The sequence below is a fragment of the Haloferax volcanii DS2 genome (genome assembly GCF_000025685.1).
Taxonomy (GTDB): domain Archaea; phylum Halobacteriota; class Halobacteria; order Halobacteriales; family Haloferacaceae; genus Haloferax; species Haloferax volcanii.
In genome coordinates, this window is the sequence record NC_013967.1 from 1045236 (window position 1) to 1071845 (window position 26610).

General features: G+C 66.5%; 28 protein-coding genes, 2 tRNA genes and 1 pseudogene. 12 read left to right on the plus strand and 19 right to left on the minus strand.

The features are described from left to right. Positions 1-24 precede the first annotated feature (24 nt). Positions 25-471 (plus strand): cupredoxin domain-containing protein, encoded by a 447-nt coding sequence (locus HVO_RS10200; protein WP_004043793.1) that lies wholly within the window; start codon positions 25-27, stop codon positions 469-471. Positions 472-591: 120 nt separating this feature from the next. On the opposite strand, the gene HVO_RS10205 is transcribed toward HVO_RS10200, so the two are convergent. Genes HVO_RS10205 through HVO_RS10220 form a run of 4 tightly spaced genes read right to left on the minus strand, consistent with a single transcriptional unit; the run spans position 592 to position 3079 of the window. Further along, positions 592-1254 carry a 30S ribosomal protein S3ae gene (locus tag HVO_RS10205; RefSeq protein ID WP_013035666.1) on the minus strand — a complete coding sequence of 221 codons (663 nt, stop codon included), beginning with the start codon at positions 1252-1254 and terminating at the stop codon, positions 592-594. Continuing rightward, complete coding sequence (locus tag HVO_RS10210) at positions 1247-1489, minus strand: KEOPS complex subunit Pcc1 (protein ID WP_004043792.1); 243 nt, start codon at positions 1487-1489, stop codon at positions 1247-1249. The genes HVO_RS10205 and HVO_RS10210 overlap by 8 nt, the downstream gene beginning before the upstream one ends. Further along, a complete protein-coding gene (locus tag HVO_RS10215; RefSeq protein WP_004043791.1) occupies positions 1486-2607 on the minus strand; it encodes a hypothetical protein in 1122 nt (373 codons plus the stop codon). The genes HVO_RS10210 and HVO_RS10215 overlap by 4 nt, the downstream gene beginning before the upstream one ends. 4 nt (positions 2608-2611) lie before the next feature. Beyond that, a complete protein-coding gene (locus HVO_RS10220) occupies positions 2612-3079 on the minus strand; it encodes a 30S ribosomal protein S15 (RefSeq protein WP_004043790.1) in 468 nt (155 codons plus the stop codon). Positions 3080-3323: 244 nt separating this feature from the next. Here HVO_RS10220 and HVO_RS10225 point away from each other — a divergent pair. From HVO_RS10225 to HVO_RS10240, 4 genes and pseudogenes are all read left to right on the plus strand, one after another. Next, positions 3324-3395, plus strand: a tRNA-Ala gene (locus HVO_RS10225). Between the two features lie 559 nt (positions 3396-3954). Then, positions 3955-4347, plus strand: a complete 393-nt coding sequence (gene tnpA / locus HVO_RS10230; protein ID WP_004043788.1) for an IS200/IS605-like element ISHal1 family transposase — start codon at positions 3955-3957, stop codon at positions 4345-4347. A 1-nt stretch (position 4348) separates the two neighbouring features. Beyond that, a pseudogene (locus HVO_RS10235) lies at positions 4349-5603 on the plus strand (RNA-guided endonuclease TnpB family protein). 125 nt (positions 5604-5728) lie between these two features. Then, a complete protein-coding gene (locus HVO_RS10240) occupies positions 5729-7240 on the plus strand; it encodes a DUF7289 family protein (protein ID WP_049914876.1) in 1512 nt (503 codons plus the stop codon). A 53-nt stretch (positions 7241-7293) separates the two neighbouring features. Here HVO_RS10240 and HVO_RS10245 read toward each other — a convergent pair whose 3' ends face one another. The 9 genes from HVO_RS10245 to tatAt form a co-directional block, all read right to left on the minus strand. Further along, complete coding sequence (locus tag HVO_RS10245) at positions 7294-8064, minus strand: DUF7289 family protein (protein WP_004043786.1); 771 nt, start codon at positions 8062-8064, stop codon at positions 7294-7296. Further along, complete coding sequence (locus HVO_RS10250; RefSeq protein ID WP_004043785.1) at positions 8061-8570, minus strand: DUF7266 family protein; 510 nt, start codon at positions 8568-8570, stop codon at positions 8061-8063. Before HVO_RS10250 ends, HVO_RS10245 begins: the two co-directional genes overlap by 4 nt. Continuing rightward, positions 8567-9562, minus strand: a complete 996-nt coding sequence (locus tag HVO_RS10255; protein WP_004043784.1) for a hypothetical protein — start codon at positions 9560-9562, stop codon at positions 8567-8569. The genes HVO_RS10250 and HVO_RS10255 overlap by 4 nt, the downstream gene beginning before the upstream one ends. Continuing rightward, positions 9550-10185 carry a DUF7288 family protein gene (locus tag HVO_RS10260; protein WP_004043783.1) on the minus strand — a complete coding sequence of 212 codons (636 nt, stop codon included), beginning with the start codon at positions 10183-10185 and terminating at the stop codon, positions 9550-9552. Before HVO_RS10260 ends, HVO_RS10255 begins: the two co-directional genes overlap by 13 nt. After that, a complete protein-coding gene (locus tag HVO_RS10265; protein WP_004043782.1) occupies positions 10179-10679 on the minus strand; it encodes a DUF7287 family protein in 501 nt (166 codons plus the stop codon). Before HVO_RS10265 ends, HVO_RS10260 begins: the two co-directional genes overlap by 7 nt. After that, positions 10679-12721, minus strand: coding sequence for a type II secretion system F family protein (locus HVO_RS10270; protein WP_004043781.1), 2043 nt, complete (start codon positions 12719-12721; stop codon positions 10679-10681). The genes HVO_RS10265 and HVO_RS10270 overlap by 1 nt, the downstream gene beginning before the upstream one ends. Then, positions 12722-16024: an ATPase, T2SS/T4P/T4SS family gene (locus HVO_RS10275; RefSeq protein WP_004043780.1), complete on the minus strand. Its 3303-nt coding sequence runs from the start codon at positions 16022-16024 to the stop codon at positions 12722-12724. Between the two features lie 233 nt (positions 16025-16257). Continuing rightward, positions 16258-16330 (minus strand) — tRNA-Arg (locus HVO_RS10280). 78 nt (positions 16331-16408) lie between these two features. Continuing rightward, complete coding sequence (gene tatAt, locus HVO_RS10285) at positions 16409-16684, minus strand: Sec-independent protein translocase protein TatAt (RefSeq protein ID WP_004043779.1); 276 nt, start codon at positions 16682-16684, stop codon at positions 16409-16411. A gap of 259 nt (positions 16685-16943) precedes the next feature. Here tatAt and HVO_RS10290 point away from each other — a divergent pair, with 259 nt between their 5' ends. Both HVO_RS10290 and HVO_RS10295 read left to right on the plus strand, forming a co-directional pair. Further along, positions 16944-17444: a redoxin domain-containing protein gene (locus HVO_RS10290; protein ID WP_004043778.1), complete on the plus strand. Its 501-nt coding sequence runs from the start codon at positions 16944-16946 to the stop codon at positions 17442-17444. Between the two features lie 81 nt (positions 17445-17525). After that, complete coding sequence (locus HVO_RS10295; RefSeq protein ID WP_004043777.1) at positions 17526-18338, plus strand: HD domain-containing protein; 813 nt, start codon at positions 17526-17528, stop codon at positions 18336-18338. Positions 18339-18420: 82 nt separating this feature from the next. Here HVO_RS10295 and HVO_RS10300 read toward each other — a convergent pair whose 3' ends face one another. The 3 genes from HVO_RS10300 to HVO_RS10310 form a co-directional block, all read right to left on the minus strand. Further along, positions 18421-19329, minus strand: coding sequence for a mechanosensitive ion channel family protein (locus tag HVO_RS10300; RefSeq protein WP_004043776.1), 909 nt, complete (start codon positions 19327-19329; stop codon positions 18421-18423). Then, the gene (locus tag HVO_RS10305; RefSeq protein ID WP_004043775.1) at positions 19326-19574 is read right to left on the minus strand and encodes a YhbY family RNA-binding protein; all 249 of its coding nucleotides are present in this window, start codon (positions 19572-19574) and stop codon (positions 19326-19328) included. Before HVO_RS10305 ends, HVO_RS10300 begins: the two co-directional genes overlap by 4 nt. Before the next feature lie 111 nt (positions 19575-19685). Continuing rightward, positions 19686-19961: a ribonuclease P protein component 4 gene (locus tag HVO_RS10310; RefSeq protein ID WP_004043774.1), complete on the minus strand. Its 276-nt coding sequence runs from the start codon at positions 19959-19961 to the stop codon at positions 19686-19688. A gap of 109 nt (positions 19962-20070) precedes the next feature. Between HVO_RS10310 and HVO_RS10315 the strand changes: the two genes are divergently transcribed. Together HVO_RS10315 and HVO_RS10320 are read left to right on the plus strand one after the other, a co-directional pair. Beyond that, positions 20071-21132 carry a glycosyltransferase family 4 protein gene (locus HVO_RS10315; RefSeq protein WP_013035605.1) on the plus strand — a complete coding sequence of 354 codons (1062 nt, stop codon included), beginning with the start codon at positions 20071-20073 and terminating at the stop codon, positions 21130-21132. A gap of 99 nt (positions 21133-21231) precedes the next feature. Continuing rightward, positions 21232-22338, plus strand: a complete 1107-nt coding sequence (locus tag HVO_RS10320; RefSeq protein ID WP_004043772.1) for a glycosyltransferase family 4 protein — start codon at positions 21232-21234, stop codon at positions 22336-22338. A gap of 29 nt (positions 22339-22367) precedes the next feature. Here the strand turns inward: HVO_RS10320 and HVO_RS10325 are convergent, their stop codons facing one another. The 3 genes from HVO_RS10325 to HVO_RS10335 all read right to left on the minus strand — a co-directional run bounded on the left by HVO_RS10325 (position 22368) and on the right by HVO_RS10335 (position 24675). Then, positions 22368-22796: a hypothetical protein gene (locus tag HVO_RS10325; RefSeq protein ID WP_004043771.1), complete on the minus strand. Its 429-nt coding sequence runs from the start codon at positions 22794-22796 to the stop codon at positions 22368-22370. Positions 22797-22856: 60 nt separating this feature from the next. Next, entirely contained in the window at positions 22857-23603 is a 747-nt protein-coding gene (locus tag HVO_RS10330; protein ID WP_004043770.1) for a DUF2797 domain-containing protein, read from the minus strand. 124 nt (positions 23604-23727) lie between these two features. Then, positions 23728-24675, minus strand: a complete 948-nt coding sequence (locus HVO_RS10335) for an NAD-dependent epimerase/dehydratase family protein (protein WP_004043769.1) — start codon at positions 24673-24675, stop codon at positions 23728-23730. Between the two features lie 97 nt (positions 24676-24772). Here HVO_RS10335 and HVO_RS10340 point away from each other — a divergent pair, with 97 nt between their 5' ends. The 3 genes from HVO_RS10340 to HVO_RS10350 all read left to right on the plus strand — a co-directional run bounded on the left by HVO_RS10340 (position 24773) and on the right by HVO_RS10350 (position 26608). Then, on the plus strand, positions 24773-25315 hold the full coding sequence (locus HVO_RS10340; protein WP_004043768.1) for a tRNA (cytidine(56)-2'-O)-methyltransferase: 543 nt from the start codon (positions 24773-24775) through the stop codon (positions 25313-25315). A gap of 84 nt (positions 25316-25399) precedes the next feature. Continuing rightward, positions 25400-25930: a transcription factor gene (locus tag HVO_RS10345; RefSeq protein ID WP_004043767.1), complete on the plus strand. Its 531-nt coding sequence runs from the start codon at positions 25400-25402 to the stop codon at positions 25928-25930. Continuing rightward, positions 25931-26608: a DUF2110 family protein gene (locus HVO_RS10350; protein WP_004043766.1), complete on the plus strand. Its 678-nt coding sequence runs from the start codon at positions 25931-25933 to the stop codon at positions 26606-26608. It abuts the gene before it with no gap. The last annotated feature ends 2 nt before the right edge of the window (positions 26609-26610 follow it).

A 26610-nucleotide genomic window follows, 5' to 3' on the forward strand; every position in this document is an offset into this window, starting at 1 on the left:
TCGGTCGCGTCCCGAGAAGCGACCATGCGAGACCACGGGTCTTCGAACGGCGGTCGGACACGGCGTCAGTTCCTCGCGGCGACCGGTGCGGCGGCAACCGCCGGCCTCGCGGGCTGTGCGACCCTGACGGCGTCCGGCGACGACTTCGACATCGGGATGACCGCGGTCGCGTTCGACCCGCCGACGGTGACCGTCGAGGCCGGCGACGAGGTCGTCTGGCGCAACACGAGCTCCCGCGGCCACACCGTCACCGCCTACGAGGGCACCCTCCCCGAGGGAGCCGCGTTCTTCGCCAGCGGCGGCTACGAGACCGAACAGGCCGCCCGCGACGCCTACTCCAACTCGCTCGGCGGGCTCATCGGCAGCGGCGAGACCTACACGTACAGCTTCGACGTGCCCGGCGAGTACGAGTATCTCTGTATCCCCCACGAGCAGGCCGGCATGGTCGGCACCATCGTCGTCGAAGAGTAGCCCCGGCGCGCAGCGTCGGCTCCGGGAGGTAGCACCTGATTGAAGCGCGGCGTGGCTCCCGCTCGAAGCGCGGTCGCATAAAAAGCCGAAGTTCGAAGTCGGGCCGTCGACGAGACAGGCTTACGCTTCGGTCTCTTCGTCGTCGACGTCGACTGCGACGTCGTCTTCGTCGACGCTGACGGCGGCTTCCTCTTCGGCCTCGACCTCTTCGGGACGGGCTTCGAGGGAGAACTTCTTGACCTCGACGCGGCGCAGGGGGTAGATGACCTTCGCGTCGCCGTAGATGGCCGACGAGAGGCGACCCTCGACGACGCTCTCGGTGAGCGCGTCGTAGGTGTGGCCCGTGATGGCCTCGCGGGTGAGTTCCGTCATGATGCGACGAATCTCGTGTTCCTGGCTCCGGTCGGCCTTCTTCGTCGTGAAGGCGACGGGCTGGAGCTGGACGCGGTAGTCGTCCTTGGTGATGGCCGTGACGTTGGCTTCGATTTTGGACGCGCCGCGGCGGACGAGGCTGCGGAGGTAGTCTCGGGTGAGCTCCTGCTGGATGAACTCGGTGTAGGCGGCGTCGCTGCCCACGTCCGTAATCTTGAACGTGAGCTTGACGTTGTTCGCGCCCTGGTCGTCGTTGAGGTCGCCGAGGGTGGACTCGACGGTGCGACCGCTGATTTTCTCGGGTTCGTCCGCGAAGGTCGAACCGAGTTCCTTACGGTCGAAATTCTCGGGAGCGATGACGGTGTACCATCGCTTTCCGCGCTTCTGCTTGGAGACGGATCGTTCACTCATGGTTAGTGTCTGTGTGCGTTCGTGTGGCTTCGATGACGGTCTCGGCGACCGTCACGTTGACGACGTAGTCATCGACCGTGGCGTGCAGGCCGCCGGTCGAATCGCGTTCGATTGTGGTGACGAGTTCGTCCCCCTCGACTCGGCTGTGCATCGACTCCGTGTTGTCCGGTTCGAGCGCGCCGGCGATGATGTCGGCGTCGTCGTGGGTCGTCCGCAGGGTCGCACGCCGGCTCATCGGCGCACCTCCCTGACGGCCGCGACGACATCGCTCGGCTCCGCCGCGGAGTCGAACGTCATCGTCGCCTCCGACGGCGACCCGGTCGCGGACGCGGCCGGCAGGTCGCTCGCGGCCGCGGCGAGGTCCTCGTCGAGTCCGGCGGGGCCGGTCGAGACGAGGGCCGCGGCACCGACGCCGACCGCGAGAACGGTCGGCTCGGGCGAGCGGAAGTCGCGGGCGAGTCTCGCCACCGTGGCGAGTCGCCCCGGCGAGGACAGGTCACAGGAGAGCGCGGAGAGGCTCTCGTAGCGGCCCGTCGTCGCTCCGCGGAGCGCGGCGTGGGTCGCCTGCGCGTGGTCGCGCCACGCGTCGAGCGCGGCGTCGCGAACGTCGTGTCCGAGCGCCAGCGCGACGGCGGTCCCGGGCGACTCCCGGACGGTCGCGTCGAGCACGTCGGCGAAGCCGCCGACGGTTTCGAACGGCCCGTTCGGGGTCGTCTCCGGGCCCAAAACGCGCTCGACGGCGGTCGCCGCGCGAGCGGTCGCCTCGCCGCTCGTCGCGTCGATGGCGACGAGGGAAGCGACGCGCCTACGGGCGTCGGCGTCGAGTTCGGCCGGGAGCGACAGTTCGGCGAGGTCCGCCTGCGCGCGCTCCCTGTCGGCCGAAAACGGCGCGTGGACGAGCGTCGAATGCGCCAGCCCGTCTGCGAGGTCGCCCGTGGGGACGGCCACGCCGGGTCCGGCTTCGACGCCCGCGTCGGCCGCGGCGTCCGCGAGGTCGGTGTCTTCCTTCGGTGTCGTGCCGGCGGCGTGGAGGCCGGCCAGCGCGACCGCCGGGTCGGGGTCGACCCCGAGTTCGCGGACGACCGAAACGGCGTCGTTCGGGTCGAGTTCGAGGTCCGCATCGGCGTCCGACAGCCCGACGACTGCCACAACGTCGTCGTGTGCGACAGTGTCCGGGGCGTCGGTCGCGCGGATGCGGAAGGGGACGTCGAGTGTCCTGAGCGCCCGTCCGACGACACCCGCGGCTGCGACGGCGGCACCGCACCCGTGGACGCGGAGGCGAACGAACGTCGCCTCGCGCAGGGTCGCGGCGGCGTCGGCGGCGGGTGTCTGTTCGGCGGGGCTCACGGACATTCAGTTATTCTTCGAGGAGTTCGACAGCGACGTCGTAGCTGTACGTGAAGTCGTCGTCGAGCTTGTCGCCGCGGTAGTACGAGACGAGGCGGCGAATCTTCGACTCCGTGTTCTGGAGCGCGCGACGGTTGGACTTGTCCTGCTGGTTCTCCTCCATGTGCTCGCGGAGGCGGATGGCGCGCTCCATGAGGTTGCGGAGGTCCTCGGGGAGGTCGCCTGCGGCGTCGTTCTCCTCGAGGATGGTGGTGACCTTCTTGCCCGTGGCGAGCTTGACATCGGGGACGGGAACGCCCTTGACGCCTTCGTCGCGCAGGGACAGGCCGATTTGGCTCGGGTCCTTGCCCTGTTCTGCCAGTTCGACGACGCGGGCTTCGATGTCAGCCGCGTCGACGTCGCTCCACTCCGGTGCTTCGTCTGCCACCGGCTTGTCCGAGCTGGACGAGCCACGGCGGCGGGTGTGCATTCGTGCCATTGTTGCGGGTTGGAACCGCACTGACCGCAGAAACGAGTACCCCGCAGTCGTATCACCGACTACCGGGGCACTACCGCAATCCCAAGCCCAAACTGGGCGAGTCAGATTTGCGGCCGTGCTGGATTCCCATCGGGTTGTCCACGCGCGCCGGGTTAAACCGTTTCGACTCGGCTCCGAATTGACCGCGACTCGGTCCGGTCGGAATCGAAGGGCTTCTAAACGGGCGACGGCTATCGGAGGATGCGGGCTCGTAGATCAGGGGTAGATCACTCCCTTGGCATGGGAGAGGCCCCGGGTTCAAATCCCGGCGAGTCCATTTCTGAACGAAGTGAAGAAATTGACGAGCCGAGCGCTCGCCGTTGCGAGCGCGTGGATTTGAAGCCCTACCAGTCGCGCACAGCGAACGAAGTGAGCGAGCACGTCTGGTTCCGGGTTCAAATCCCGGCGAGTCCACTCACTTCCTTTCGGTCACTTCGTTCCCTTCAGTCGTTCGTGGACTCGCTGATGTCCCACTCGCTTCGCTGGCGGGACTCCCGGCGAGTCCACTAATCTCTCTCTGGACTTCCAACGAGCGAAGCGAGTCGAGAAGCCAGAGTGAATTAGGGCCTGTTCGAGGCGAGATTTGAGCAGCGAGCAAATCTCTGATCTGCGAGTGAGTTCAAATCCCGTGAACTCCGTTCACGACCTTCGCAAACCTCCGGTTTGCTCAGTCCCGGCGAGTCCACTCGCTTCCTTTTTTTCAAGGCGAGAATCCCGCCGTTTACGGCGGGCGTGAAGCCGACAACTACCTCACGTTCTACCGTCGGTTGCAGGCCGAATACCCCACGAATACGAGCCTTTATTAGAATTGGGTGTGTAGAAACTAGCACGGCCAAATGAAGTACAACCTTGAAACCGGGTCGCACACGGTCTACGCGCTCCAATATCACTTCGTGACCGTCACGAAGTACCGCGCAGACCTCCTCACCGACGAAATCGCAGAGCGCATCGGTGAGATTGCCAGCGACATCTCCGAGGACTTCGGCGTGAACATCCAGAACGTCAACGGCGGAAGCGACCACGTTCACATCCTCTTCACGGCGAAGCCAACGACCGACCTCACCAAGTTCATCAACTCACTCAAGGGCGTTACGTCCCGCAAAATCCGCGACGAGAACCCCGAGGTTCGGCAGGCGCTCGACAAAGCGTTCTGGCAACCGGGATACTTCCTCGCCACCACCGGCCAAGTGAGTATCGACGTACTCATGAAGTACGTGGAGGAGCAGTAGCGTGTCTCCGACCGTCACGAAGACGTTGCAGGCGGCGTTCGCGCCACCCACCGCGCACAAGCAGTCGAAACTCAACGACCTGCTGGAAACCTACCGTGACGGTCTGCAAGAGGCGTTCGACGCCGGGGCGAGTACCATGTCGGCGGTGAGTGAAATCGCGACGCCCTACGACCTGCCGTATCAGGCCAAAGCCGCGCTCTGCAACTACGTCCCGAAACTCCGCAAGACGTACAGCGCGAAGGAGTTGGACGACAGCCACCCGATACGGCTCACGAACCAAGCCGCGAAGTTCGACCACTCCGCCGAACGCGACTACGAGTTCACGTGGTGTGTTCCCCGTCCCGGTCGGGGAACGAACTTCTGGATACCGCTCCGTATCAACCCCGAACAGGAAGGCCTCTGGCACGACCTCGTATCGGAGGACGCGAAGGCGGGTGAGATACGGCTTCAGAAGCATCGGAAGAACTGGGTACTGCACGTCACCGTCGAGTACCCGGTCGAAGAACCAGCGACGGGGTGACGCCACGCACATCGGCTTAGACATCGGAGAAACCGCCCTCATCACGGGCTGTGCCCTCAAGGATGGTTCTCCGACTGATCCGTTCGTGTGTAGCGGAAGCAGAGCGAAGCATCTCCGCAAAGAGATGCACACGACCCTGAAACGACTCCAAGAGCGTGACGCATCCGAGTGGCGGATTGAAGACCGATTCAGCCACTACCAGAACGCGCTCACCGACATCGTGGAGAAAGTGTCTCGGCAAGCCGTCGAGTACGCCCAACAGTTCGAGAACCCGGTGTTGGTGATGGAGGACTTAACGTACATCCGTGAACGGCTTTACGGGAAGTACATGAACCGTCGCCTTCACTCGTGGGCGTTCGCCCGACTCCAAGGGCGCATCGAGGACAAGGCGACGGAAGCAGGCATTCCGGTCGAGTACGTGAATCCGGCGTACACCTCGCAGACGTGCCACTCGTGCCACCGTATCGGTCGGCGGGACTCACAAGCCGAGTTCCGGTGTCCGAACGACGACTGCCACGTTTCGACGTTTCAGGCCGACATCAACGCTTCCGCTAATATCGCACGACGGGTTGACCCGTGGGGAGAGAGCGTCCCGCTTGACAAGGCGGAACGCGATGACTCGCCACGGGATGGGAGCAGTTGTGACACCGCCACGACTCACCGTGAGACGAGCGTACCAGCGCAGATGACGCTCACGGCCTACGAAGAGTCGAAACCCTCTGCCAGCGACTACTGACTGGTATTCCCCATGCGTGGGAAGCCTCGCCGTTTACGGCGAGGAGGATGTCACCAGACGGGTCTACTTACCTGACTGTCAGGTACCCCGCGAGGTTTTCACCCCGCATCTCCTTCAGGTAGGTAATGAGCGGTCGCCCCCGGGTTCCACTGGTCTATCGCGTCGTCAGAGACCGGACGGCGCAGACCTCGCCGATTGCCGTGGTGCTTCTGTTAGCGATTACGGTCGCCGGGACGACTGCCGTCGTCGCGCTCGGCGGCCCCGCCCTCGACGAGACGAAACAGGCGTCCCAACTGACGCGCGCCGAGCACTCGATGACGCTGTTCGACTCGCGAGTCGCCATCTCCGCGCTCGGCGAGGGCGAAACGCAGTACGTCGACCTCAGCGGCACCGGCGGCGGCGCCTACGTCGTCGACGACGACAGCGGCTGGCTGAGCATCACGCACAAGAATCACACCGACGACGGCGACGACCAACCGCTTTACAACGAGTCGCTCGGGAGCGTCGAGTACCGCAACGGCGACGCCCGCATCGCCTACGAGGGCGGCGGCGTCTGGCGCACGCAGGACGGCGGCACGACGATGGTCTCGCCGCCGGAGTTCCACTACCGCGGGGCGACGCTGACGCTCCCGGTCGTCCGTGTCTCCGGCGACGGGTCGTCGTCAGGAGACGTGTCGGCGCGGGTCGCGGCGACCAAACGTGCCCGGAGCATCTATCCGAACGAGACGGCGGCGTACAACGAGACAGCGGGCAGTTACGACAACCCGGTCAGCAACGGCACAATCGTCGTGACGGTCCACAGCGACCACTACCGAGGGTGGGCGGCGTTCTTCGAGTCGCGGAGCGAGGGGACCGTGACGGTCGACGACGCCAACCAAACCGCGAGCGTGGAGCTGGAGACCCTCGGCCTCGTCGGCGAGTTCCAGATGCCGAACGAGGGCACCTCGGTCGACGTGCGCGGAATGGCCGGGAATCACAACGTCTCGGCGTTCACGCTCACGCTCTCGAACGACCAACACCTCCAGAACATGGAGTGGGGGATGTACTACGACGGCGACCAGCGCGACCTCGAACTCCACGTGCAGGCGGACGACAAGTGCAAGGGCGGTAGCTACGACGGCACGTTCGACCTGACGCTCTACTACGCCACCGAAGACGGCAAGTACCACGGCTGGCAGGCGACCGACCTCGACCCGGACACGAGCGACGCGGTGAGCATCGACTGCTCTGCGAGCAACCCCGAACTCAGCGTCGACTTCACCAGTTCGGAGACGATGACCTACGGTGACATTCAGTCGGACAAGGGCTTCGGTAACCAGAACAAGTGGCAGTTCGCCCCCGAAATCACGGACGGCGAGGCCTACGACAGCGTCACCTTCGACGAGCACGCCGCCGACAGCGGCCAGACGTTCTCGAAAGCCGACGGCGACACCGCCCCGATGGCGTTCGTCGTCAACCACTACTTCTCGCTCGCCGCCCCGCAGTTCGAACTGACCGTCACTGACGGGCCGGGCAACAGCCAGAGCGTCGACGAGTCCGGCTCGCGCGGCGAACTCGACTACGACCAGGCCGAGGGCGGCCAGTTCATCACCTTCCTGCACGTCACGGAAAACGAGGTCGAAGTCGACGTCGAGTGAGCGGGTCCGCCCGCCCACCCGACGGTCGCGGTCCGAGTCGGGTCCGGTTCGACTCAGTCGGCGAACGTCATGTCGACCGACGTCGAGACGACGTGAACGCGGGCCGTCCCGTTCACGTAACACGAGACGCTCGGGTACGCGTCCGGCGGCTCAACCACATCGTCGCAGGTCACGTCGGGGCGGCTCGATAGCTCTCGTTCCCAGAGCGCCGCGCGCGGGGAGCGAACGGTCAGGTTCACGTCGTACGAGCCCTCGGTCCGCGCGGCCAACACGTCGCTCATAGCCTTGTCGGCGCGGATGAGGAACGTTCCCGACCCGCCGACGGCGGTCGTCGCCTCCTCGTCGGGCCGCGTCACGAACGCCGGAATCAACACCCGCTCGTCGGTGAGCACAAGCGAGGGCCGCCGGACGAACGTCCCGGTGTCGCCGCGAGTCCGGAAGAGCGCGTCGAACGCGTAGACGACTCGCTCGTCGCTGGAATCGCTCTCGTAGACGATTGGCGACACCTCGTAGGTGTTGGTGAAGTTGACCGACGGGTCTCCCGTCCGCTCGCCGGAGACGACGAACTCGACGGGGCGGTCGAGCGTCAGGCTGGCGTCCTGAAGTTTCACCTCGGTCGCCCGACTCGGCGCGCCGCGGTCGGCGATGTCCTCCATGTTGTCCCCGAGGATGTCGAGGGCGCGTTCGGCGTTGTTGACGCGCTCGACGTCGCGGGCGTCTTGGAGGCCGGTCATCCCGACGGCGGTGACGAGGCCGACCATCGAGAGGACGATGGCGAAGACGAAGACGAACCCGAGCGTGTCGCTCACGGCGCGATTGCTCACGACGCCACCTCCACGCCCGACGATGGGTCGTAGGTGATGGTCACGTCGCCGCCGTCGACCCGGCTCGCGGCCAGCGAGGTCTCCGTCTCCACGGAAACGCGGACTGTCACCTCGGGGTCGGTCGAGGTAAGTACGAGTTCGTTCGACGCCGGCAGCACCTCGATGGTGTATGTCGTGCCGGCGACTCGCGGCGGCAGCCGAACCCTCGCCTCGACCCGCGACTCGCCGGGGGCGGCCCCGATTCGGTCGACCGATTCGATGCCGGCCGCGAGCCGGTTGCCGACGACGTCGAGTTCCGTCTCCGTGACTCGCTCGCGTTCGTCGGAGACGAACCCGCCGGCGGCGACCATCAACCCCGAGATGAGGACGACCGTGATGGTGAGCGTGAGGACGTAGCCGAGCGCCGTCGAGACGCCGCGGTCGGTCGAGCGGGGCCGAGCGCGGCTCACGCGCCTCTCGCGCCGAGCGCGGTCAGCCCGGTCGCCCGGAAGCGTCGGCGGCGTCACGCAATCTCACCCGGCGCGACCCGAAGCTCTCGGGAGACGTACATCTCGCCCGACTCGTAGACGTACGAGACGGTGACGGCGTACAGCGCCTCCTGTGCGACCGGCGACGACCCGCTTCCCGCGGGTTCGTACTTCGTCGCGTCGAAGACCGTGGCGTTCGTCTCGTTCACGTACAGTTCGTAGGACCCCTCGGCCTCCGACGCATTCCGATACGAGACCGTGACCGAGCCGTCGAGGTCGGTGTGGACCGCGTCGAGCGGGTCGCAGGCGGTCCCGTTGAGTCGGCCGTCGGCGACGTCAATCGTGACGTAGTCACCCGCGTCGGCCGCGACGCTACAAGTCGTCTCCACGCCACCGGCGTCCTCGACGGCCACGAAGACCCGAGACGAGTCCCGGTAGACCGCGGTTTCGACCGCGTTCGTCTCGTCGTCGACGACGAGGTGGAACGACGACGCGTTCGACGTCGAAAGCGAGTCGCGCGAGACGTTGAACCGGACGCCGCGAACGCCGACGTCGCTCGCGAGCGTCCAGTCGGCCGTCTCGTTCCCGTCCGTGAAGTTCCGCGCCGCGTCGGGCTGGGAGATTCGCGTGCCTCGGACGTGGCTGACACGCTCGGCGTCCGTCGCGGCCCCCCTGACCGCGGCGAGCGTCGCGGCCGCGTCGCTCCAGTTGCCGAACGCTTCGTCGAACGAACCGGCGAGTTCGCCGTACGTGCCGCCCTCGCGGTTGACCTCGTCGAGGAGCGTCCCCGCTCCCGCCTCGACTGCGCCGCCGTGATTCACCGCGCCGTCGAGGTTCGTGTCGGTCGTGCGCGTGGCGAGGTTTTCGGTGTAAATCGCGGTGTTGAGCGTCAGCGCGAGGCCGACGAGGAGCACCGCGATTGCGAGCGCGGCGACGAGCATCAGCTGGCCGCGGTCGTCGCCGCCGAGACGTGGGGAGTCGTCAGCCGCGTCGCTCGCGCGCTCGAACGCGTCGTCGGTCACATCCGCCATACGACCACCTCCACGTCGACGACGGCGTAGAGCGGTCCCGCGCTCCCGTCCTGTATGAAGTACGTCTCGTCGGTCTCGGCGGCGACCGATTCGAGCGTCGTCGTCGTCTCGACCGCGCGGGGGTCGCCGCCCGGCGACGTGCCCGGTTCGGTCAGCGCGTCGTCGTCAGTGAGCGTCACGAGTCGGGTCCGCGAGACGGCGTGGTCGCTCGGCTCGCCCATGTACACGAGGCGAGTCGTCCGCCTGACCTCCCGGTCGCGCAGGTAGTGCAGGTAGACGTTGAACGCGATGCCGCGGTCCAAGAAGGACTCGTCGAGCATCTCCCCGAAGGCGGTCGGCGGGCCGCCGTCGACGTAGTAGCCGCGCGCGTCGATATCGTAGAAGCTCCCGTTTTCGGGGTGCGTGAACAGCACCGTTCGCTTCAGCGCGCCGGTCTCGGCGGCCGCCGTCAGGACGCCGTCGGCGACGGCGGCCTGCTGGTTTTCGATGTGTTGGCTCGACGTGCTCGCGGTCAGGGGCGTCACCGCGGTCACTTGCAGCGCGAACGTGACGCTGGCGAGAAGCACCATCGCGGCGACGATGGCTTCGAGCGCGTGGGCCTGTGCGCGGGACACGGTCACCACACCCTCACCGATAGCTCGTGGAGGTCGCCGTCGAGGAGAACGGCCCGCCGGGCGGTGACGACGCTCCGGGTGGTCGGGACCGGCTCGCCGGTCGTCTCGACGACGCTTCTGTTCTGTGAGAGCGTGACGTTGAGCCCGTAGGACGCGCCGATGCCGGTCGCGGTGTTGGGGTCGGCGCTGCCGTAGTCGCAGTCGCCGGGGGGCTCGTCGGGCGAGTCCCCGTCGAAGAACGCCTCGGTACAGACCGGGTCGAGCACGTCGGGGTTCTCGTCGTCGACGAGCAGGCGCTGGGTGAGCGAGTCGGCGGCGCGGTTGGCGACAAGCGGGCGGTCCTGTTCGGCCTCGAAGGGGTCGAGAATCTGCGGGATGGTGCCGACGACCCACGCGACCGCGAGGAGGAAGATGCCGACGCCGACGGCGAAGTCGATGGTCGTCTGGGCGCGGGCGCTCCGACCGCTCGTCTCGCGGGCGTCGTCGCCGCCGCGTCGCCGCATCAGCCGACCACCATCCACACCGCGAGCGACAGCGTCTGGAGGATGACGACGAACTTGACCCCCGACTGGAGGTCCGCGTTGCGGATGTAGCCGCTGATGAACCCGGACAGCATCGCCTGGATGGTGACGCCGTGGAAGAACAGAAGCGACAGCAGGTCGGGGTCGATGCCGCCTCCGAAGCTCGGGCCGCCGGTCGTCGCGCCGCCGGAACTCGACGCCTGCGACGAGAGCCCGGCCATCACGTCGAGGAACTGCGTCTTTAGGATGGCCATCACCGCGAGCAGCGTCACGTACGTCATGAGGATGATGGCGACCTGCATCCGGGTCCGCGAGATGCGCTCGCGCTCGATGTCGTCTTGGTTCTCGGAGGCTTGGGCGGCGGTCGTCAGCACCTCGGTAATCTGGCTCGACGCCTCCTGTGCCTTCGTGATGAGTTTGACCGTCCGGGCGAGCCGCGGGATGTGGTATTTGTTGTTGAACTCGACGAGCGCCTCCTTGAGGCTCATCCCGTAGTGGACCTTCGCGTGCATCACCTCGAACTCGTCGGCGAGTTTCCCAGAGGAGGTGTCGGAGACGGTCTTGATGGATTCGAGGAGCGTCTGGCCGGTGTCGTTCGCGCTCGACAGCTTGCGGAGGTTGTCGGAGAGCTTTCCGGTGATGGCCGCCCGCGAGTGGACGTTCCACTCGTGGAAGGCGGTCAGCGGCACCGCGACGAGGTAGACCGGGACGTAAAACCAGATGAACGTCCCCCAGACGGGGTTGGCAATCATCCCGTCCCACGTCGTCGGGGCGGCCCCGCCGGCGACGGAGACGCCGAGGAGCGCGAGCGCCGCCGGGACCGTCAACGCGAGGGTGAAAAGCGGATGCCGCTTGAAAAACAGGTGCGGGCGGCGCAGGAGCTCTCTCGTCTTGAACGTCCCCTCGCGGGACTTGATGCGCGAAAAGAGGCTGAACTCGCCGACGTAGCTCTCGACGAGCCCCATGTGGACGAGGCCCTCGCGCTGTTGGCCTTGCAGGCGGTCGCTCTCGTCGTCGGGGCTGAGAAAGCCGTCGCCGATTTCGTCCTGTTTAACCGTCGAGACGAGGACGAGAAAGCCGACGCCGGTCAGCGGGATGAGCCCGTAGACGGTCGCGTACAGCAGCCTCGACTGAGCCTCACCGAGCATGCTCATGATGACGAGGATGATGATGAGAAGCAGCGGAAACAGCGACAGCGTCATGTACATCTCGCCGAACAGCTCCATCGTCTCCAGCGTCTGTTCCTGCTGTTGTTTCGCGGTTCGGAGGTGCTTGTCCTTCTTGTCGTCGAGGAAGCCCTGCATGTCGCCGCCGGAGTTGACGATAGAGAGCATGTCCGTCAGGAACTGCGAGAGCTCGTCCGAGGGGGTCAAAAGCGCCTGCTGGCGGATGGCGTTGCGGTAGTCGGTCCCGAAGTACTCCGTCTCCTGGACGATGCTCTGGAACTCCCGAGAGACCTCGCCGTAGGTGTCTTCGGCGCGGGCCATCGCCTCCAGAATCTCCAGTTGGTTCAGCCCGCCCACCGAGAGGGCGTACATGAACGAGACGGCGTCCGACAGGAGCATGTTTATCTCGCGTTTGCGGGCGGACGCCGTCGAGTACGGGATGGCGACGAGGGTCCCGAACCCGCCGGCGAAGCCGAGCGACCCGAAGACGAGCCCCGAGACGACGACCGCCGCGGGCATCGCGAGCGACCGAAGCGTGTCCGCCGTGGCCTCGCTCCCGACCGGAATCCCGAGGCTCACCGAGTCCGCCGAGACGAGCCCGAGCGCGAAGACGCCGTAACCGACGAGCATCCCGACGAGCCACGACACGAGCCCGACGAGCACGCCGACCGCGAGCGCTCGCGAGAGGTAGAGTTCGACGGTGTCGGGCATCCGGGCCTGCTGGAGTTTCGTTTCGATGTCGGAGACGAACTCCCCGTCCTCGTCGAAGAGGAGCTGAAACAGCGGGTAGAACGCGTCGCCGAGGGTGTCGGTACTGCGGTCGAGTCCGCCCGAGGTCCTCGAGTCGAGATTGCTCATCTACGCTCCCTCGCCGGAGTCGGAGCCGCGCTCGCCCGCGTCGTCCGGGGGGTCGTCGGCATCGACCGCCTCGAATCCGCCCCACGTCTCGTCTTCGTGGCCGCCCTCGTCGTTTCGGCCCGGTTCGTCGTCCTGGTCCGCGGTCGACCCCGACTCCGACCCCGGTTCCGCTCCCGACTCCGATCCCCCCTCGATACCGAACGCGCCGAAGAAGTCGTCGAGGTCTGCGCCGTCGTTGGGGTCGGAAAACGAGACGCCGTCGTCGTTGAACCCGAACGGGCCGTCGTCGTCTCCGAAACCGCCCGGTTCGTCGTCGGCGTCGGTGTCGTCAGAGGCGGTGTCGTCGGTGTCGCCCTCGTCGGCGTCGCGTCCCGCGTCCAGCGCCGGCGTCTCGCTCTCGCCGTCGAGCGACGAGGGGCCGCGGTCGCCGTCGATTTCGGGCGTGTCGTCGCCCGCGTCCAGTTCGGCTCGGTCGCGCCCCTCGTCGAGTTCTGGGTCGCCGCTCGACGCGTCGAGCGAGTCGAGTTCGTCCCGCTCGCCGGGGGTCGCCTCCACGTCCGGGGCGTCGCGCATGTGGTTGAGCGCCTCCGCGACCTCGCCCACGTCGCGGTCGCGGTAGTCGGGGAACAGTTCGTCTTCGGCCCGGCGGAGGATATCCTTCGCCAACTGCCGGACGTGTTCGGGCGGGTCGGGCCGGGGGACCATCGCCTCGCTGTCGGGGTCGATGTTGATGTGGACCGATTCCATCTCCCGGAGGTCTTCGAGGCTGCGTTCGAGGTCGTCGGTCGCCATCAGCCCGAGGATGGTGTCCTGGTCGTTGATGAACGCCTGAAACGTCGCTGCGACCTGCGTGTAGGTGTTGAGCCCGCGGTCGATGAGGTACGCGAGGGTGACCTGTCGCTTGAATATCTCCAGTTCGACCGTCTCCTGATTCCAGCCGCGGTCGAACTTTATCTCTTCGAGCGTGTTCGACGAGCCCATCTGGAGGAACTCGTCGGTCTCGGCCTGCCACTGGTAGACGTCTTGGACGTTAATCTCGTCGTTTTCGGGGTCGTAGTGGTTGATTTCGGTGAGCGATTTGTTCCGGCGCACCTTGTTGCCGCCGACCCGCGTCGAGGTCTGGATGGACACGAGGTCGAGGGCGGTGAACATCGTCTTCGAGACGTTGATGGGCGCGGTCGTAAACCGCTTGAGCACCTCCCCGACCGAGTCCGCGTGGAACGTCGTGTACGTGGTGTGACCCGTGGACATGACCTGAAACAGCGTCCGCCCCTCCTCGCCGCGAATCTCGCCCATGACGATGTAGTCGGGGCGCTGGCGGAGGGCGGCTTCGAGCAGGTCGAACTCGTCCACGTCGCCTTTGTCGTCGTCCGCGAACGACGGCCGGGTGACGGAGGCAATCCAGTTTCGCTGGGGCAGTTCGACCTCGCGGGTGTCCTCGATGGAGACGATTTTCGTGTTCGACGGGATGAAAAGCGAGACCGCGTTGAGCGAGGTGGTCTTCCCCGATGCCGTGCCGCCGGCGAAGATGAGACTCTTGTCGTTTTCGATGCAGAGCCAGAGGAACGCCATCCCCTCCAGCGAGAACGTCGACCAGTTGATGAGGTCGATTGGCGTGAAGGGAACGTCCTTGAACTGGCGGATGGTGTAGTTCGTCCCGTGGTCCGACACCTCGCGGCCGAGCGTGAGCTGTGCGCGTGACCCGTCGGGGAGCGTCGCGTCCACCTGCGGGCGTCGCTTCGAGATGCCTTTCCCGGAGCGCTGGGCGAGTTTCACGACGAAGTCGTCGAGTTCGCCTTCGCCGTGGTAGATGTTCGAGATAATCTGCTCGTAGTCGGAGTGGTAGACGAACACCGGCGAGTTGTAGCCGTCGCAGGAGATGTCCTCGACGTTGATGTCGTGTTTGATGCCGTCGATGCGCTCGTAGCCGATGAAGTCGCGGCGGAGGTAGTACTGGAGCTTCCGCACCTGGTAGTCGTTCAGGACGTCGGCGTCGTCGGCGAGGACCGCGGACTCGGGTCGGGCCGCGATGCCGTCGATGCCGCCGAGCGGTTCGTCCTCGTCGGCGGTTCGTGCGCGACCGCCGAAGACTGAGTTCAGCCCCAACCGAGAACCGAGACCGACGAACCGCCCGGAGGTCGCGGCGGTCGTCGAACCGTCGGCCGACGAGCCGTTGCCGCCGTCGAAGAGACCGCCCAGCCCGAGCCGGGACGCGAGGCCCGACGACTCCGCCGCGCCGTCAGCGTCAGCGGCCGCGTCGGCGGTCGAACCGTCGTCTCCGGCCGCCGCGGACGCCGACGCCGGCGGGTCGTAGAGGTCGTACCGCGAGAGCAGTTCGTAGGTCTCGGCCTCGATGACCCGCCCGCGGTTGTCGCGGCCGCCCTCGACGACGCTGTCGTCGCCGTACTTGATGGCGGTCCGAAGCTTGTTGGTGAGGAACTCCGTCAGGTCGTCTTCGATGCGGTTCAGGTGCGGTTCGACGACGTAGTACTTCTTTTCGTTCTCCTTGACGGAGTGGAAGATGATGACGAACGCGTAGGGTTTGTTCACCCAGTACCGTTCGACCTCGCGGAAGTGCGTCTTCTTCTCCATCGGGACGGCCTTTTCGAGGTCGTAGCGGTTCGCCAGCGTGGTCGTGCCGTCGACGCTGGAGAAAAACGCGTCCTCGTCGAACTCGGGGTCGACGTCGACCGTTCGCTCGTCGACGACAGCGGCCAGTTCCTCGGCGCGCTGGCCGGCCCGCGCGACCGCGTTCTCGATGTGGTCGGGGTCGAAGCCCAGCGCCGCCTCGCCGTCGAAGGGGACGATTTCGCTCGCCGAATCCCGCGGCCGAGCGCCGTCGTCCTCGTAGTAGTACTCGCGTTTGTAGTGTTCCCACAGCCAGACGCCCTTGACGACGGGCGTCGTCTCGGGGTCGCAGAAGGCTTCGAACTGCTCATTGAGGTTCTTCGCGTGCGCGCCGCGGTCGCCCACGAACGCCGCCACGTCGACCGGGTGACAGTCGAGATACTCCTCGGGGTCGAGGCCGACGCGGTCCCAGTCGGCCCGGGTCGGCGTCGACGCCGACCCGTCGTCGTCTTCCCACCGGGACGTACCGGGCGCGTCGCGTTGCGTCCGCGGGTCGCTCCCGTAGAGGGATTCGACATCGCCGTCGCTCCCGTACTCGTCGAGAAAGTCGGCCCACGTGTACGACCCGACGCGCGCGTTCGACGCCTGCTTCGGAGCGGCGTCACTCTCCGCCGGCGACGTCACATCGCCGGATAACGCCTGTTGGTCTCCTCCGTCGGCGTCGTCGGTTGCCATTGTCACCGGGTATTCGGGCCGATGGAAAAGTCTTTTTCCCAATTAACTCACAATTTAAGTTCTATTTAAGTTCTATTTTTATACTCATTTATCTATAGTCGGTCTCGACTCCCCGGCCGAGCGCACCGTTAAAGTAGGGATTTATCTCCAGCAGGGTCGGCGTATGGCGTGAGTCCCGCGAGCGAAGCGAGTGGAACGCAGGAACGCCCGCTGAACGAACGCAGTGAGAGAAGCGGGCGTGACGGGATTCGAACCCGCGATCGAGAGGTTAGGAACCTCTCGCCCTGTCCACTAGGCCACACGCCCCACGGCGCTGTCTCTCAGGATCGGTCAAAAATCGCGTGGTTCGCGCTGGGCGGACAGAAGAGAGACAGTGAGCTGTGGTCAGTTCGACGATTCCGTCGAAACCGAGTCGGTCGAAACCGAGTCGGCGGAACTCTCGCTGGTCGCGTCGTCTTCGTCGTCGTCGCCCGTCATGTCCTGCAGTTCGTCTTCGATCTCTTCGCGGCCGCGCTGGAACTCGCCGATGGCCTGCCCGGAGGACCGAGCGAGCTTCGGAATCTTGTTCGCGCCGAACAGCAAGACGACGATGAGCAGCACGACGAGCAGCTCGGGCCCGCCCGGGAGTCCCGGGAACAGTGGGGTGATGGTCTCGAACATCTATTTCTGCGTTACCTAGTGGCAATTATAGGCTTTTTGCCTTCTACGGGTTCTGGAAAGACGGAATATCGGCGCGTCGGGACGCCCGCATCCGCCGAATCGACACGTCTCGGCGCGTCACTCCTACGAAAAGCTTGTGGCCGGTGTGTCGAGCGCAGTCGGTCGGCCGCTGCGGGGGCGGCCAGCGAGCCCGCCGTCGGCGGTTCCCCTGAATTTCCGCCGACGGTGAAATAATGTGGGCGGAGTCGAACACCCTCGTATGGTATCAGTCGGCGACGCCGCCCCGGACTTCACCGCACCGCTCACCGACATCGACGGCGACATCGAGTCGTTCACGCTCTCCGAGAATCTCGACGACGCGCCCATCGTCCTCGCGTTCTTCCCCGCGGCCTTCACCGGGACGTGCACCACCGAGATGTGCACGTTCCGCGACCAGATGGCGAACTTCGAGGACGTCGGCGCGACGGTGTACGGTATCAGCATCGACACGCCGTTCACGCTGACGGAGTTCGCCGAGCAGAACGGCCTCAACTTCGGCCTCATCAGCGACACGAACCGCGAACTCGTCGACGCCTACGACGTGGCGATGGACTTCGCGGACCTCGGCGTCAACCGCGTGGCGAAGCGCGCGGTGTTCGTCGTGGACGGCGACGGCGAGGTCACCTACGCGTGGGTCAGCGACGACCCCGGCGTCGAACCCGACTACGAGGCCGTCGAGGCCGCCGCTGGGAAACTCGAAGCGCCGAGCGAGGCCGCGTAGAGCCGCGGTACTGCGTAACGCGGTAGCGCACCTGATTCGGAGCCCAAGTTCTTTTCTCTCCGTGCGACTACCTTGTGGGTCATGAGCGATACCGAAGACACCCTGAACGGCGGCCGCGTCTACGACCCCGAGGCGGACCACGCCTTCCCCGACGAGAAGCTCAACGAGGTGCTCCCCGTGCTCCTCGACGACGAGGAGGTGACGACGCTCCTCGAAGCGCAGAACGTCAACGCGGTGACGCGCAAGGGCTACAACGACCACGGCCCGAAGCACATCGAAATCGTTCTCAACCGCGCACTCCGGCTGTACGACCTACTCAAGGCCGGCGGCTGCGAGTTCAACGGCGCGGCCGAACAGGGGCTCGACGAGGCCGACGAGCCGGTCATCATCGCCCTCGCGGCGCAACTCCACGACATCGGCCACATCGTCCACCGCGACAACCACGCCTACTACTCGATTCCGCTCGCGTCGGACGTGCTCGACCGCTTCCTCCCCGAGTTCTACGACCTCGCCGACGCGGTTCGCATCAAGGCCGAAGTCCTCCACGCCATCCTCTGTCACCACCGCGAGGAGGACCCGCTCACGCTCGAAGCCGGCGTCATCCGCGTCGCCGACGCGCTCGACATGGAGCGCGGCCGGTCGCGCATCCCATACGAGAAGGGAGGCCGCGGCATCAACACGCTCTCCAGTCGCGCCATCAAGGACGTCGTCCTCAAGCCCGGCGAGGAGTCGGCGGTCCTCGTCGAAATCGAGATGCTCAACGCCGCCGGCGTCTATCAGGTCGACAACCTCCTGAAGGCGAAACTCGACGGCTCGGGCCTCGAAGACCACGTCCGCATCGTCGCGGTCAACACGAAGTCCGACGACCGGCTCGTCGAGCGCATCGAACTCTAACCGGCGCTGTCGAATCGGGTGTGAAAAAGGCGAGTCGGCGTGTGAACCGGGCGGGGCGGTCCCCCGCGGTCGGTCGTGTGCCTCAGTCGTTGGACTGCGCGAGGCGCTCTGCGCCGCCGACCGAGAGTTCACCGCTGAGGGTGCGGTTCGGGTAGGGGATGTCGATGCCCTCCTCGTCGAACCGCTCTTTGACGGCGGTAACGTACTCGCCGCGGGTCTTGACGAAGTCGGCGCGGCTGGGCTGGGAAATCCAGATGCGCGACTTGAGCGTGACCGACGAGTCGCCGAGTTCGGTCAGTCTGACCGACGGCTCGGGCGTCGTCATGATTCCCTCGTGGTTTTCAGCCTCGTCGAGGATGATGTCGGTCGCCTGCTGGATGTCGTCGTCGTAGCCGATGCCGAACGGCACCTGCAAGCGGAGTTTGTCCTTCGCGACGGGGTTCTTGATGACGCCGTCGGTGAGCTGCGAGTTCGGCACAGTGAGCAGTTCGTTGTCGAAGGTACGAACGCGCGTCACGCGGAAGGAGATGTCCTCGACGACGCCGGCGTTGCCGTCCCATTCAATCCAGTCGTTGATGCGGAACGGCTTGTCGGTGAAGATGAAGATGCCGGCGACGAAGTTGGCGATGACGTCCTGCATGGCGAAGCCGATTGCGAGCGTCGCGGCCGCGCCGATGGTGGCGAGCGACTGCAGGATGTTGCCGAGGCCGGCGAACGCGAACCCAGCGCCGAGGGCGACGAACGCCACGACGAGGGTCGCGATTTTCATCAGGGGCTTTTTCGCGTGTTCGTCCGCGCCGCGCCGGTCGAGGACGCGGTTGAGCGCGGACGACACGACGGCCTTGCCGACGATGTAGACGACGGCGAAGCCGAGAACGAGACCCAAGAGCGTCCCGAGCGTCTCGGCGTACGGGACGTTCTGCTGGGTGAGAACCCGGCCGACAGCACCGCCGTCACCCTGCAGTTGGAGCGGGACTACAAGCTCGTTCATCGGTGGTAGACCGCTGTCTTCCCCCGTGTCTCTATCAGGTCCGCGTTCACGCGCTCCGCGAGATCAGCGGCGGCCTCGTCGACCGTCGTGCCCCCGAGCGCCGCCCGGAGGAACTTCGCTTTCACGAGGTTCCGGTCTGCCAGCTGGTCGTTGAGTTCGCCGACCACCGATTCGATGCCGCTCTTACCCACCCAGACGGTCACGTCGAGGTCGTGGGCCTCCTTCCGCAGCTCCTGCGTGTTCATGTGTGGCCTCCACTATGTGCCAGAGGGCTTCAATAGTAAGGCTTTGGCGGCCGTTTGGTTGTCGTACACACGCGAGAAGGGGCCGATTCTACCGAAATCGCCGTCGGGCGGTCAGTAGGGATAGCGCTTCGTCGCCCCGCAGTCGCACCTGACGACGACGTGGCCGCCGGCGCGGGTCCGGACGCGGGCGTTGACGCCGGGGCGGAGGTAGGCGTCGCAGTCGTCGCAGGAGAACCGGCGGAACGCTCTGGGGAGGCCGCAGCGGTTCCGCTCCGCGACGCGACGGGCGAGGCGGACATACTCCCGGGCGCGGTCGTGGTCGCGGTCGCTCGCCGCCTCGCGGGCGAGGGCGTGGAGTCGGTCGATGCGCTCCTCCGCGATGTTCATACACGTTCGGGCGAGCGGCCCGGACAAAGACGTTCCGAACCGCGACGCGGGACCGACACCGAGGAACCGAAGCCGATACTGTGATACCCCGGCCGGAAAAACGGCGACTGTGCGCGTCCTGAACTACCTCGAGTTCGCCTCGCAACTCGACCGTAGCGGCATCGGCACCGCCACCGACCAGCAGCGGGCGGCCCTCGCCACGACCGATGTGGAGGTCGTCACCTCCCCGTGGCCCGAGTCGGTCGCCGCGGGTGCCGCGGGCCTCCTGCGGGGCGACGGGGTCGTCCGCGACTACGACGTGGCCCACTGCAACCTCATCGGTCCCGGCTCGCTCGCCGTGGCCAGACAGGCCAAGCGCAACGACATCCCGCTCGTCCTCCACTCGCACGTCACCCGCGAGGACTTCGCCGAGAGCTTCCGCGGGTCGACCGCGGTCGCCCCCGCCCTCGGGAAGTACCTCAAGTGGTTCTACTCGCAGGCCGACGTGGTGCTCTGTCCCTCCGAGTACACGAAGCGAACCCTCGAATCCTACCCGGTCGACGCGCCGATTCGACCGGTTTCGAACGGCGTCGACACCGACGCGCTCGACGGGTTCGAAGACCGCCGCGAGGAGTACCGAACCGAGTACGACCTCGACGGGATGACCGTGTTCACCGTCGGCAACGTCTTCGAGCGCAAGGGGCTCACGACGTTCTGCACGCTCGCACAAGAGACCGACTACGACTTCGCGTGGTTCGGCCCCTACGACACCGGCCCGCACGCCTCGAAGACGGTGCGGTACTGGGTCGAAAACGCCCCCGAGAACGTCACGTTCACCGGCTGGATAGACGACATCCGCGGCGCGTTCGGCGCGGGCGACGTCTACCTGTTCGCGACGAAAAACGAGAATCAGGGCATCGCGGTCCTCGAAGCGATGGCCTGCGGGAAGGCGGTCGTCATCCGCGACATCCCGGTGTTCGAGGAGTTCTATACCCACGGCCACGACTGCCTGAAGTGTTCGACCGACGCGGAGTTCCGCCGGGCGCTCGATCTCCTCGCCCGCGACCCCGACCTCCGGCGACGGCTCGGCGAGAACGCCCGCGAGACCGCCGCCAAACACAGCCTCGACCGCGTCGGCGACAGGCTCGTCGAGACGTACGAGGACGCGCTGGCCGGGCGACTCGAAGGCTGACCGGCGAGATACTCGACCATCTGGAAGCTGGCACGCTAACACACGACAGTCCAGCGGGAAGTCACAACGGTTTATCCCGTCGGGGTCGCACGAACGGCCATGCAGTCGGTCGCCGCGTTCACCGACACGTACCTACCGACCGTCAACGGCGTCACCTACACGATTCAGACGTGGCGCGAGCGGTGGCACCGCCGCGGCGGCCGCATGGACGTGGTGTTCCCGGCGGACGACGACTACGACCCCGAGCCCGGCGAGTACGGCGTCCGAAGCCTTCCGTTCCCGTTCTACGAGGGGATTCGAATCGGCGCGCCGCGCATTCCGGGAGCCGTCGACGACGTCGACGTCGTCCACGCCCACACTCCGTTCGGCCTCGGACTGGCCGGACTCCGACTCGCTCGCCGGCACGACATCCCGCTCGTGGCGACCTACCACACCCCGACCGGCGAGTACGCCGAGTACCTCAGCTCCGTCGGCGCTATCGAGCGCGGCGTCGAGCGCACCGCCGAGCGGTACGAGCGGTGGTTCTTCGACCGCGCCGACGCGGTCATCGTCCCGAGCGAGGACGCAGAGCGCCGCCTCGTCGACGAGGTCGGCGTCGAGGCCGAAATCGTCGTCCTCTCGAACGGCATCGACGTGGAGCGGTTCGAACCCGTCGAGGGCGACGACTTCCGCCGCCGCTACGACCTCGGCAACGGCCCCCTCATCGGCTACACGGGCCGTCACGGCTACGAGAAGCGTCTCGACGAACTCGTCCGGGCCGCGGCCGACCTCGACGCGACGCTCGTCTTCGGCGGCGACGGCCCCGCCCGCGACGAGCTGTCAGCCCTCGCCGACGACCTCGGCGTGGACGCTCGTTTCCTCGGCTTTCTCGACCGCGAGGAACTGCCGGCGTTCTACTCCGCGCTCGACGTGTTCTGTTTTCCGAGCCCCGTCGAGACGCAGGGGCTCGTCGCGCTGGAGGCCAACGCCTGCGGGACGCCTGTCGTCGGCGTCAACGAGGGCGCACTTGAGAACACCGTCCTCGACGGCGTGACCGGCTACCACTACGAGTCCGGCGATTTAGACGGGTTCCGGCGCGGAATCCGGCGGGCGCTGGCGGAGCGCGAGGAGCTCAGCGCGCGGTGTCTCGACCGCCGTGACGAGGTGAGCGTCGACCGGTCTGTCGACCGACTCGCCGCGCTCTACGACCGGTTGGCATCGGAATAAAAAACAGCGAGACCGACTGCGAAACCGCGTTAGTCGCGACCTTCGAGCGCGTCAGCGATGCGGCGCAGTTCGCGGTTCACGTCGCGGACCTCGTCGCGGAGCTGTCGGACCTCCCGGACGAGCTGTTCGTCGTTTCCGCTTCCCTGCTCGGGGTCGCGCGGGCCGCCGCCCATACTTCCGGGACCGCCGCCCATGCCGCCGCCACCGCCCATGCCGCCGGGGCCGCCGCCGCCCATCATGCCGCTCATCATCTGCGCGAACGGGTTGCCGCCGCCGCCCATGCCGCCGGGGCCGCCGCCGCCCATCATCTCTTCGGGGTCGGGACGCTCGCCTTCCTCGCGCTCTTTCTCGCGGCGCTGTCGAATCTCTTCGACCCGCTCGCGGAACGACTTCTCTTCTTCGCCGTCGTCGCCCTCGCCGGGCGTCTGCGTCTCGTCTGCGGGTTCGTCGTCAGCCATGAGAGCGAATTGGCCGTCCTCCCGGAAAGTGCTGACGGTCTCTGAGAAGCGTGCCGTCGCTCACCCGAACGCGCCGAGGCTCGACTGGAGGTCGCGGTCGGTCCCGCCGTCGCCGAGTTCGTGGCCGACGAGGTCGCGCATGTCGACCGCGTAGGTCGTCCCGCGGTGGTCGAGGACGAGCACGCGCCCCTTCACGCCGCGGACCGTTCCCGTGGCGACGGTCTCGGCGACAGGCGAGCCGGCGAGGTCGAGACCGTAGTCGAACGCGAACGTCTCGATGGGGTCGAACCGGGCGACGAGGGCGTCCCACGCCGCGGCGTCGACCGCCCGGCCGAACCCCTCGATTTTGGTCGGGACGCGGATGCGGTCGGTAATCTCGGTCGCCAGTTCGGCCTCGTACTCGCGGGCGACCCGGCCGTCCGAGAACGTCCGGACGTGGGCCGCGCGGTCCGCCCCCTGCTCGCGCAGGCGGGTGTCGAGCCGCCACTCGCGGGTGACGCCGACTTTGAACGTGTCGGGGGCGAACGCGGCGAGATAGACCGCGTGGTCCTCGTAGCAGTCCATCTCGTCTTTCAGACACGTCCCCGTACACTTCGCGCAGACCCACGTGTGGCGGTGGTCAGAACAGTACGGCGCACGAGTATTGTCGCAGGCGACGTGGCGGTCGTCGTGGATGGTGCCCGCGCAGTGGCGGTCGCCGAGGCGGTAGTCGAGTTCGGTGCCGGGGGCGAGCGCGACCGAGTCGATGCCGTCGCTCGCGCTCACGAGCAGCGCGGGGGTTCCGGTATCGTAGCCGACGACCTGCACGCTCCGGGGTAGGGAGTCGCGGTAGAAAGGTGGCTCGCTCCGGGGGCGGGTTTCGGGGTCGCCCCGGGCGTCGGCCGCGATTGTCAGTGTCGGTGTCGGTCGCGGCTGTGAGCGTCGGCAGCCGTTATTCGTATTCGGCGCGAAGCTCTGCTGCGAGTTCCTCGGCGGCGCGGCGGACGGCCTCGTCGCTCGACCCGTCGGGCTCCCAGCCGAGCGCGGAGAGCTTCTCGATGGAGAGGCGCATCTTCGGCACGTCGCCGGTCCAGCCGCGGTCGCCGCCGGTGTACTCGAACTCGGGGTCGAGGTCCAGCACGTCGGCGACGATGTTGGCGATGGTCGTCACGGAGGTGGTCGTCCGCGTGCCGAGGTTGTAGACGTTGTAGTCGCGGTCGGCGTGTTCGACGACGTGGCACATCGCGTCGATGCAGTCCTCGACGTGGAGGTAGGACTTCTCCTGGCGGCCGTCGCCGAGGATTTCGAGCGTCTCGGGGTCTTCGAGGAGCTTCTCGATGAAGTCCGGGATGACGTTGCCGCGCTGGTTCGGGCCGACGATGTTGGCGAAGCGGTACATGTAGACCGTGAAGTCGTAGGAGTGGGCGAACGTCGAAAGCAGGCCCTCGTCGGCGAGCTTGGAGGAGCCGTAGATGCTGATGGGTTCGAGGGGGGCGTAGTCCTCGGGTGTCGGTCGCGGGGCCTCGCCGTAGATGGTCGACGAGGAGGTGAAGGCGATATCCGACACGCCGACCTCCTGCATCCGTTCGAGGACGTTGTACGTCATCTCGGTGTTCTCCTCGAACAGCTGTCGGGGGTTGCCGTAGTTCGTGTCCGTGTAGGCCGCGAAGTGGAAGACGATATCGAGGTCCTCGGTGACGGCCTCGGCGACGTCGTCGGGGTCGGTCATGTCGGCCTGTACGAACTCGACGCCGTCGGGGACCTGCTCGCGGTCTCCCTTCGAGAGGTCGTCGGCGACGACCACGTAGTTGTCCTCGGAGAGGTGTGCGGCGAGGTGAGAGCCGACGAGTCCCGCGCCCCCGGTCACGAGGACGCGCTTGTCGGAGAGTTCCAGCGACATGGCACAGATGATTCGGCCGAGTGATAAGTCCGTTTCCCCTCCGGGCCGCCGCCCGCGTTCCGAAAGCACCACTTTCCCCCGCCGTCTTCGGAGAGACATGCACAACGAACCCGAGGTCGCCGTCCTCCGGTACGGACACCGACCGGGGCGCGACGACCGGATGACGACGCACGTCGGCCTGACGGCCCGCGCGCTCGGCGCGGACCGGGTCATCCTACCGGACAACGCCGGCCATTCGATGGAGACGGTCGAGGACATCACGGGCCGGTTCGGCGGCCCCTTCGAGGTCGAACTCACCGAAGCGCTCAACGGCGTCATCCGCAACTGGGAGGGAAGGGTCGTCCATCTCACGATGTACGGCGAGCGCGTTCAGGACGTTGAAGCCGACATCCGCGAGGCGCACGCCGAGGAACCGCTCCTCGTCGTCGTCGGCGGGGAGAAAGTCCCCTTCGAGGTGTACGAGGGGGCGGACTGGAACGTCGGCGTCACGAACCAGCCGCACTCGGAGGTCGCGGGCCTCGCGGTGTTCCTCGACCGCCTGTTCGACGGGCGCGAACTCGACCGCGAGTGGGAGGACGCCGAAAACCGGGTGGTTCCGATGGCGACGGGCAAGAAAGTCGTCCCGGCCGACGAGGAGTAATCGGAGCGTCGGCGCGCCCGCTTGCGGTTCTCCGCTGCCCGGGAGTAATAAGACTTAATGGCGTTCCTGACGCCATTTCGCACAATGGCTTTTGAGGAGTTACTGAACGACCCTGTTATCCAGAAGTACCTCCACGAGTTGGTCGGGCCAACCGGGATGCCGGTCGCGGCGGCACCCCCGGACGGCGAGGTCACCGACGAGGAACTCGCCGAGGAACTGCGGCTCGAACTCAACGACGTGCGCCGCGCGCTGTTTATTCTCTACGAGAACGACCTCGCGTCGTACCGCCGCGTCCGCGACGAGGACTCCGGCTGGCTCACCTACCTCTGGACCTTCCACTACGAAAACATCCCCGAGAACCTCGAAGAGGAGATGTACCGCCTCCTCGACGCGCTCGAAGAACGCCTCGACTACGAGCGCAACCACGAGTTCTACCTCTCGGAACCCGCCGGCATCCGCTTCGAGTTCTCCGAGGCGATGGAACACGGCTTCCAGTGCCCCGAGACGGGCGCGCAGCTCGAACCGATGGACAACGACGACCTCGTCGACGCGATGGAGCGACGCATCGAGGAGCTTCGCGACGAGCTCAACGTCGAAGTGACGGGGACGAACTGAATGGTCGTTCTCGCAACGAAGTGCTACATCGACGGTGACGCCCGCGAGCGGGCGCTCGACAGCCTCACGTCGCTCGTCGCCAACGACATCGGCGACCTCGACGTGACGTACGACATCGGCGTCCGCGACGACGGTTTCATCTCCGTGACGGTCTCCGGCGACGACGAGACGGTCGCGCGGAACGTCCTCCGCGAGGAGTGGGGCGAGGTCACGCCGCATCTGTCGGCCGGCGAGACCTACGTCGGCACCCTCGAACACTGGGACGACGACGGCTTCGTCCTCGACGCGGGCATCGAGGTGCGCATCCCGACCGAGGAACTCGGCCTCGGCCGCGGCTCCGCGACCCAGATTCGCGACCGCTTCGGTCTCGTCCAGCATATGCCGCTGACGTTCGTCTACGGCGGCGACGAGGGGCCCTCGCGGCTGGCCGACGAGCAGGTCGACCGCCTCTACGACTGGACCCGCGGGAGCGGTCGCGTCAACGTCAACAGCGCGACCCGCGGCGAGGTCCGCGCGACGGTCAACCGCGCCGGCCACGCGAAGGACATCGTGACCGTCGAGCGCCTCGGCCTGCTCGAACAGAGCATCGTCTGCCGGGACGAGACCGACCCGCCGGGGCTCCTCGCCAGCATCGGCTCGTACCTGCCGGCGGAGCTGAAGTGCGTCATCGGCCAGTAAGA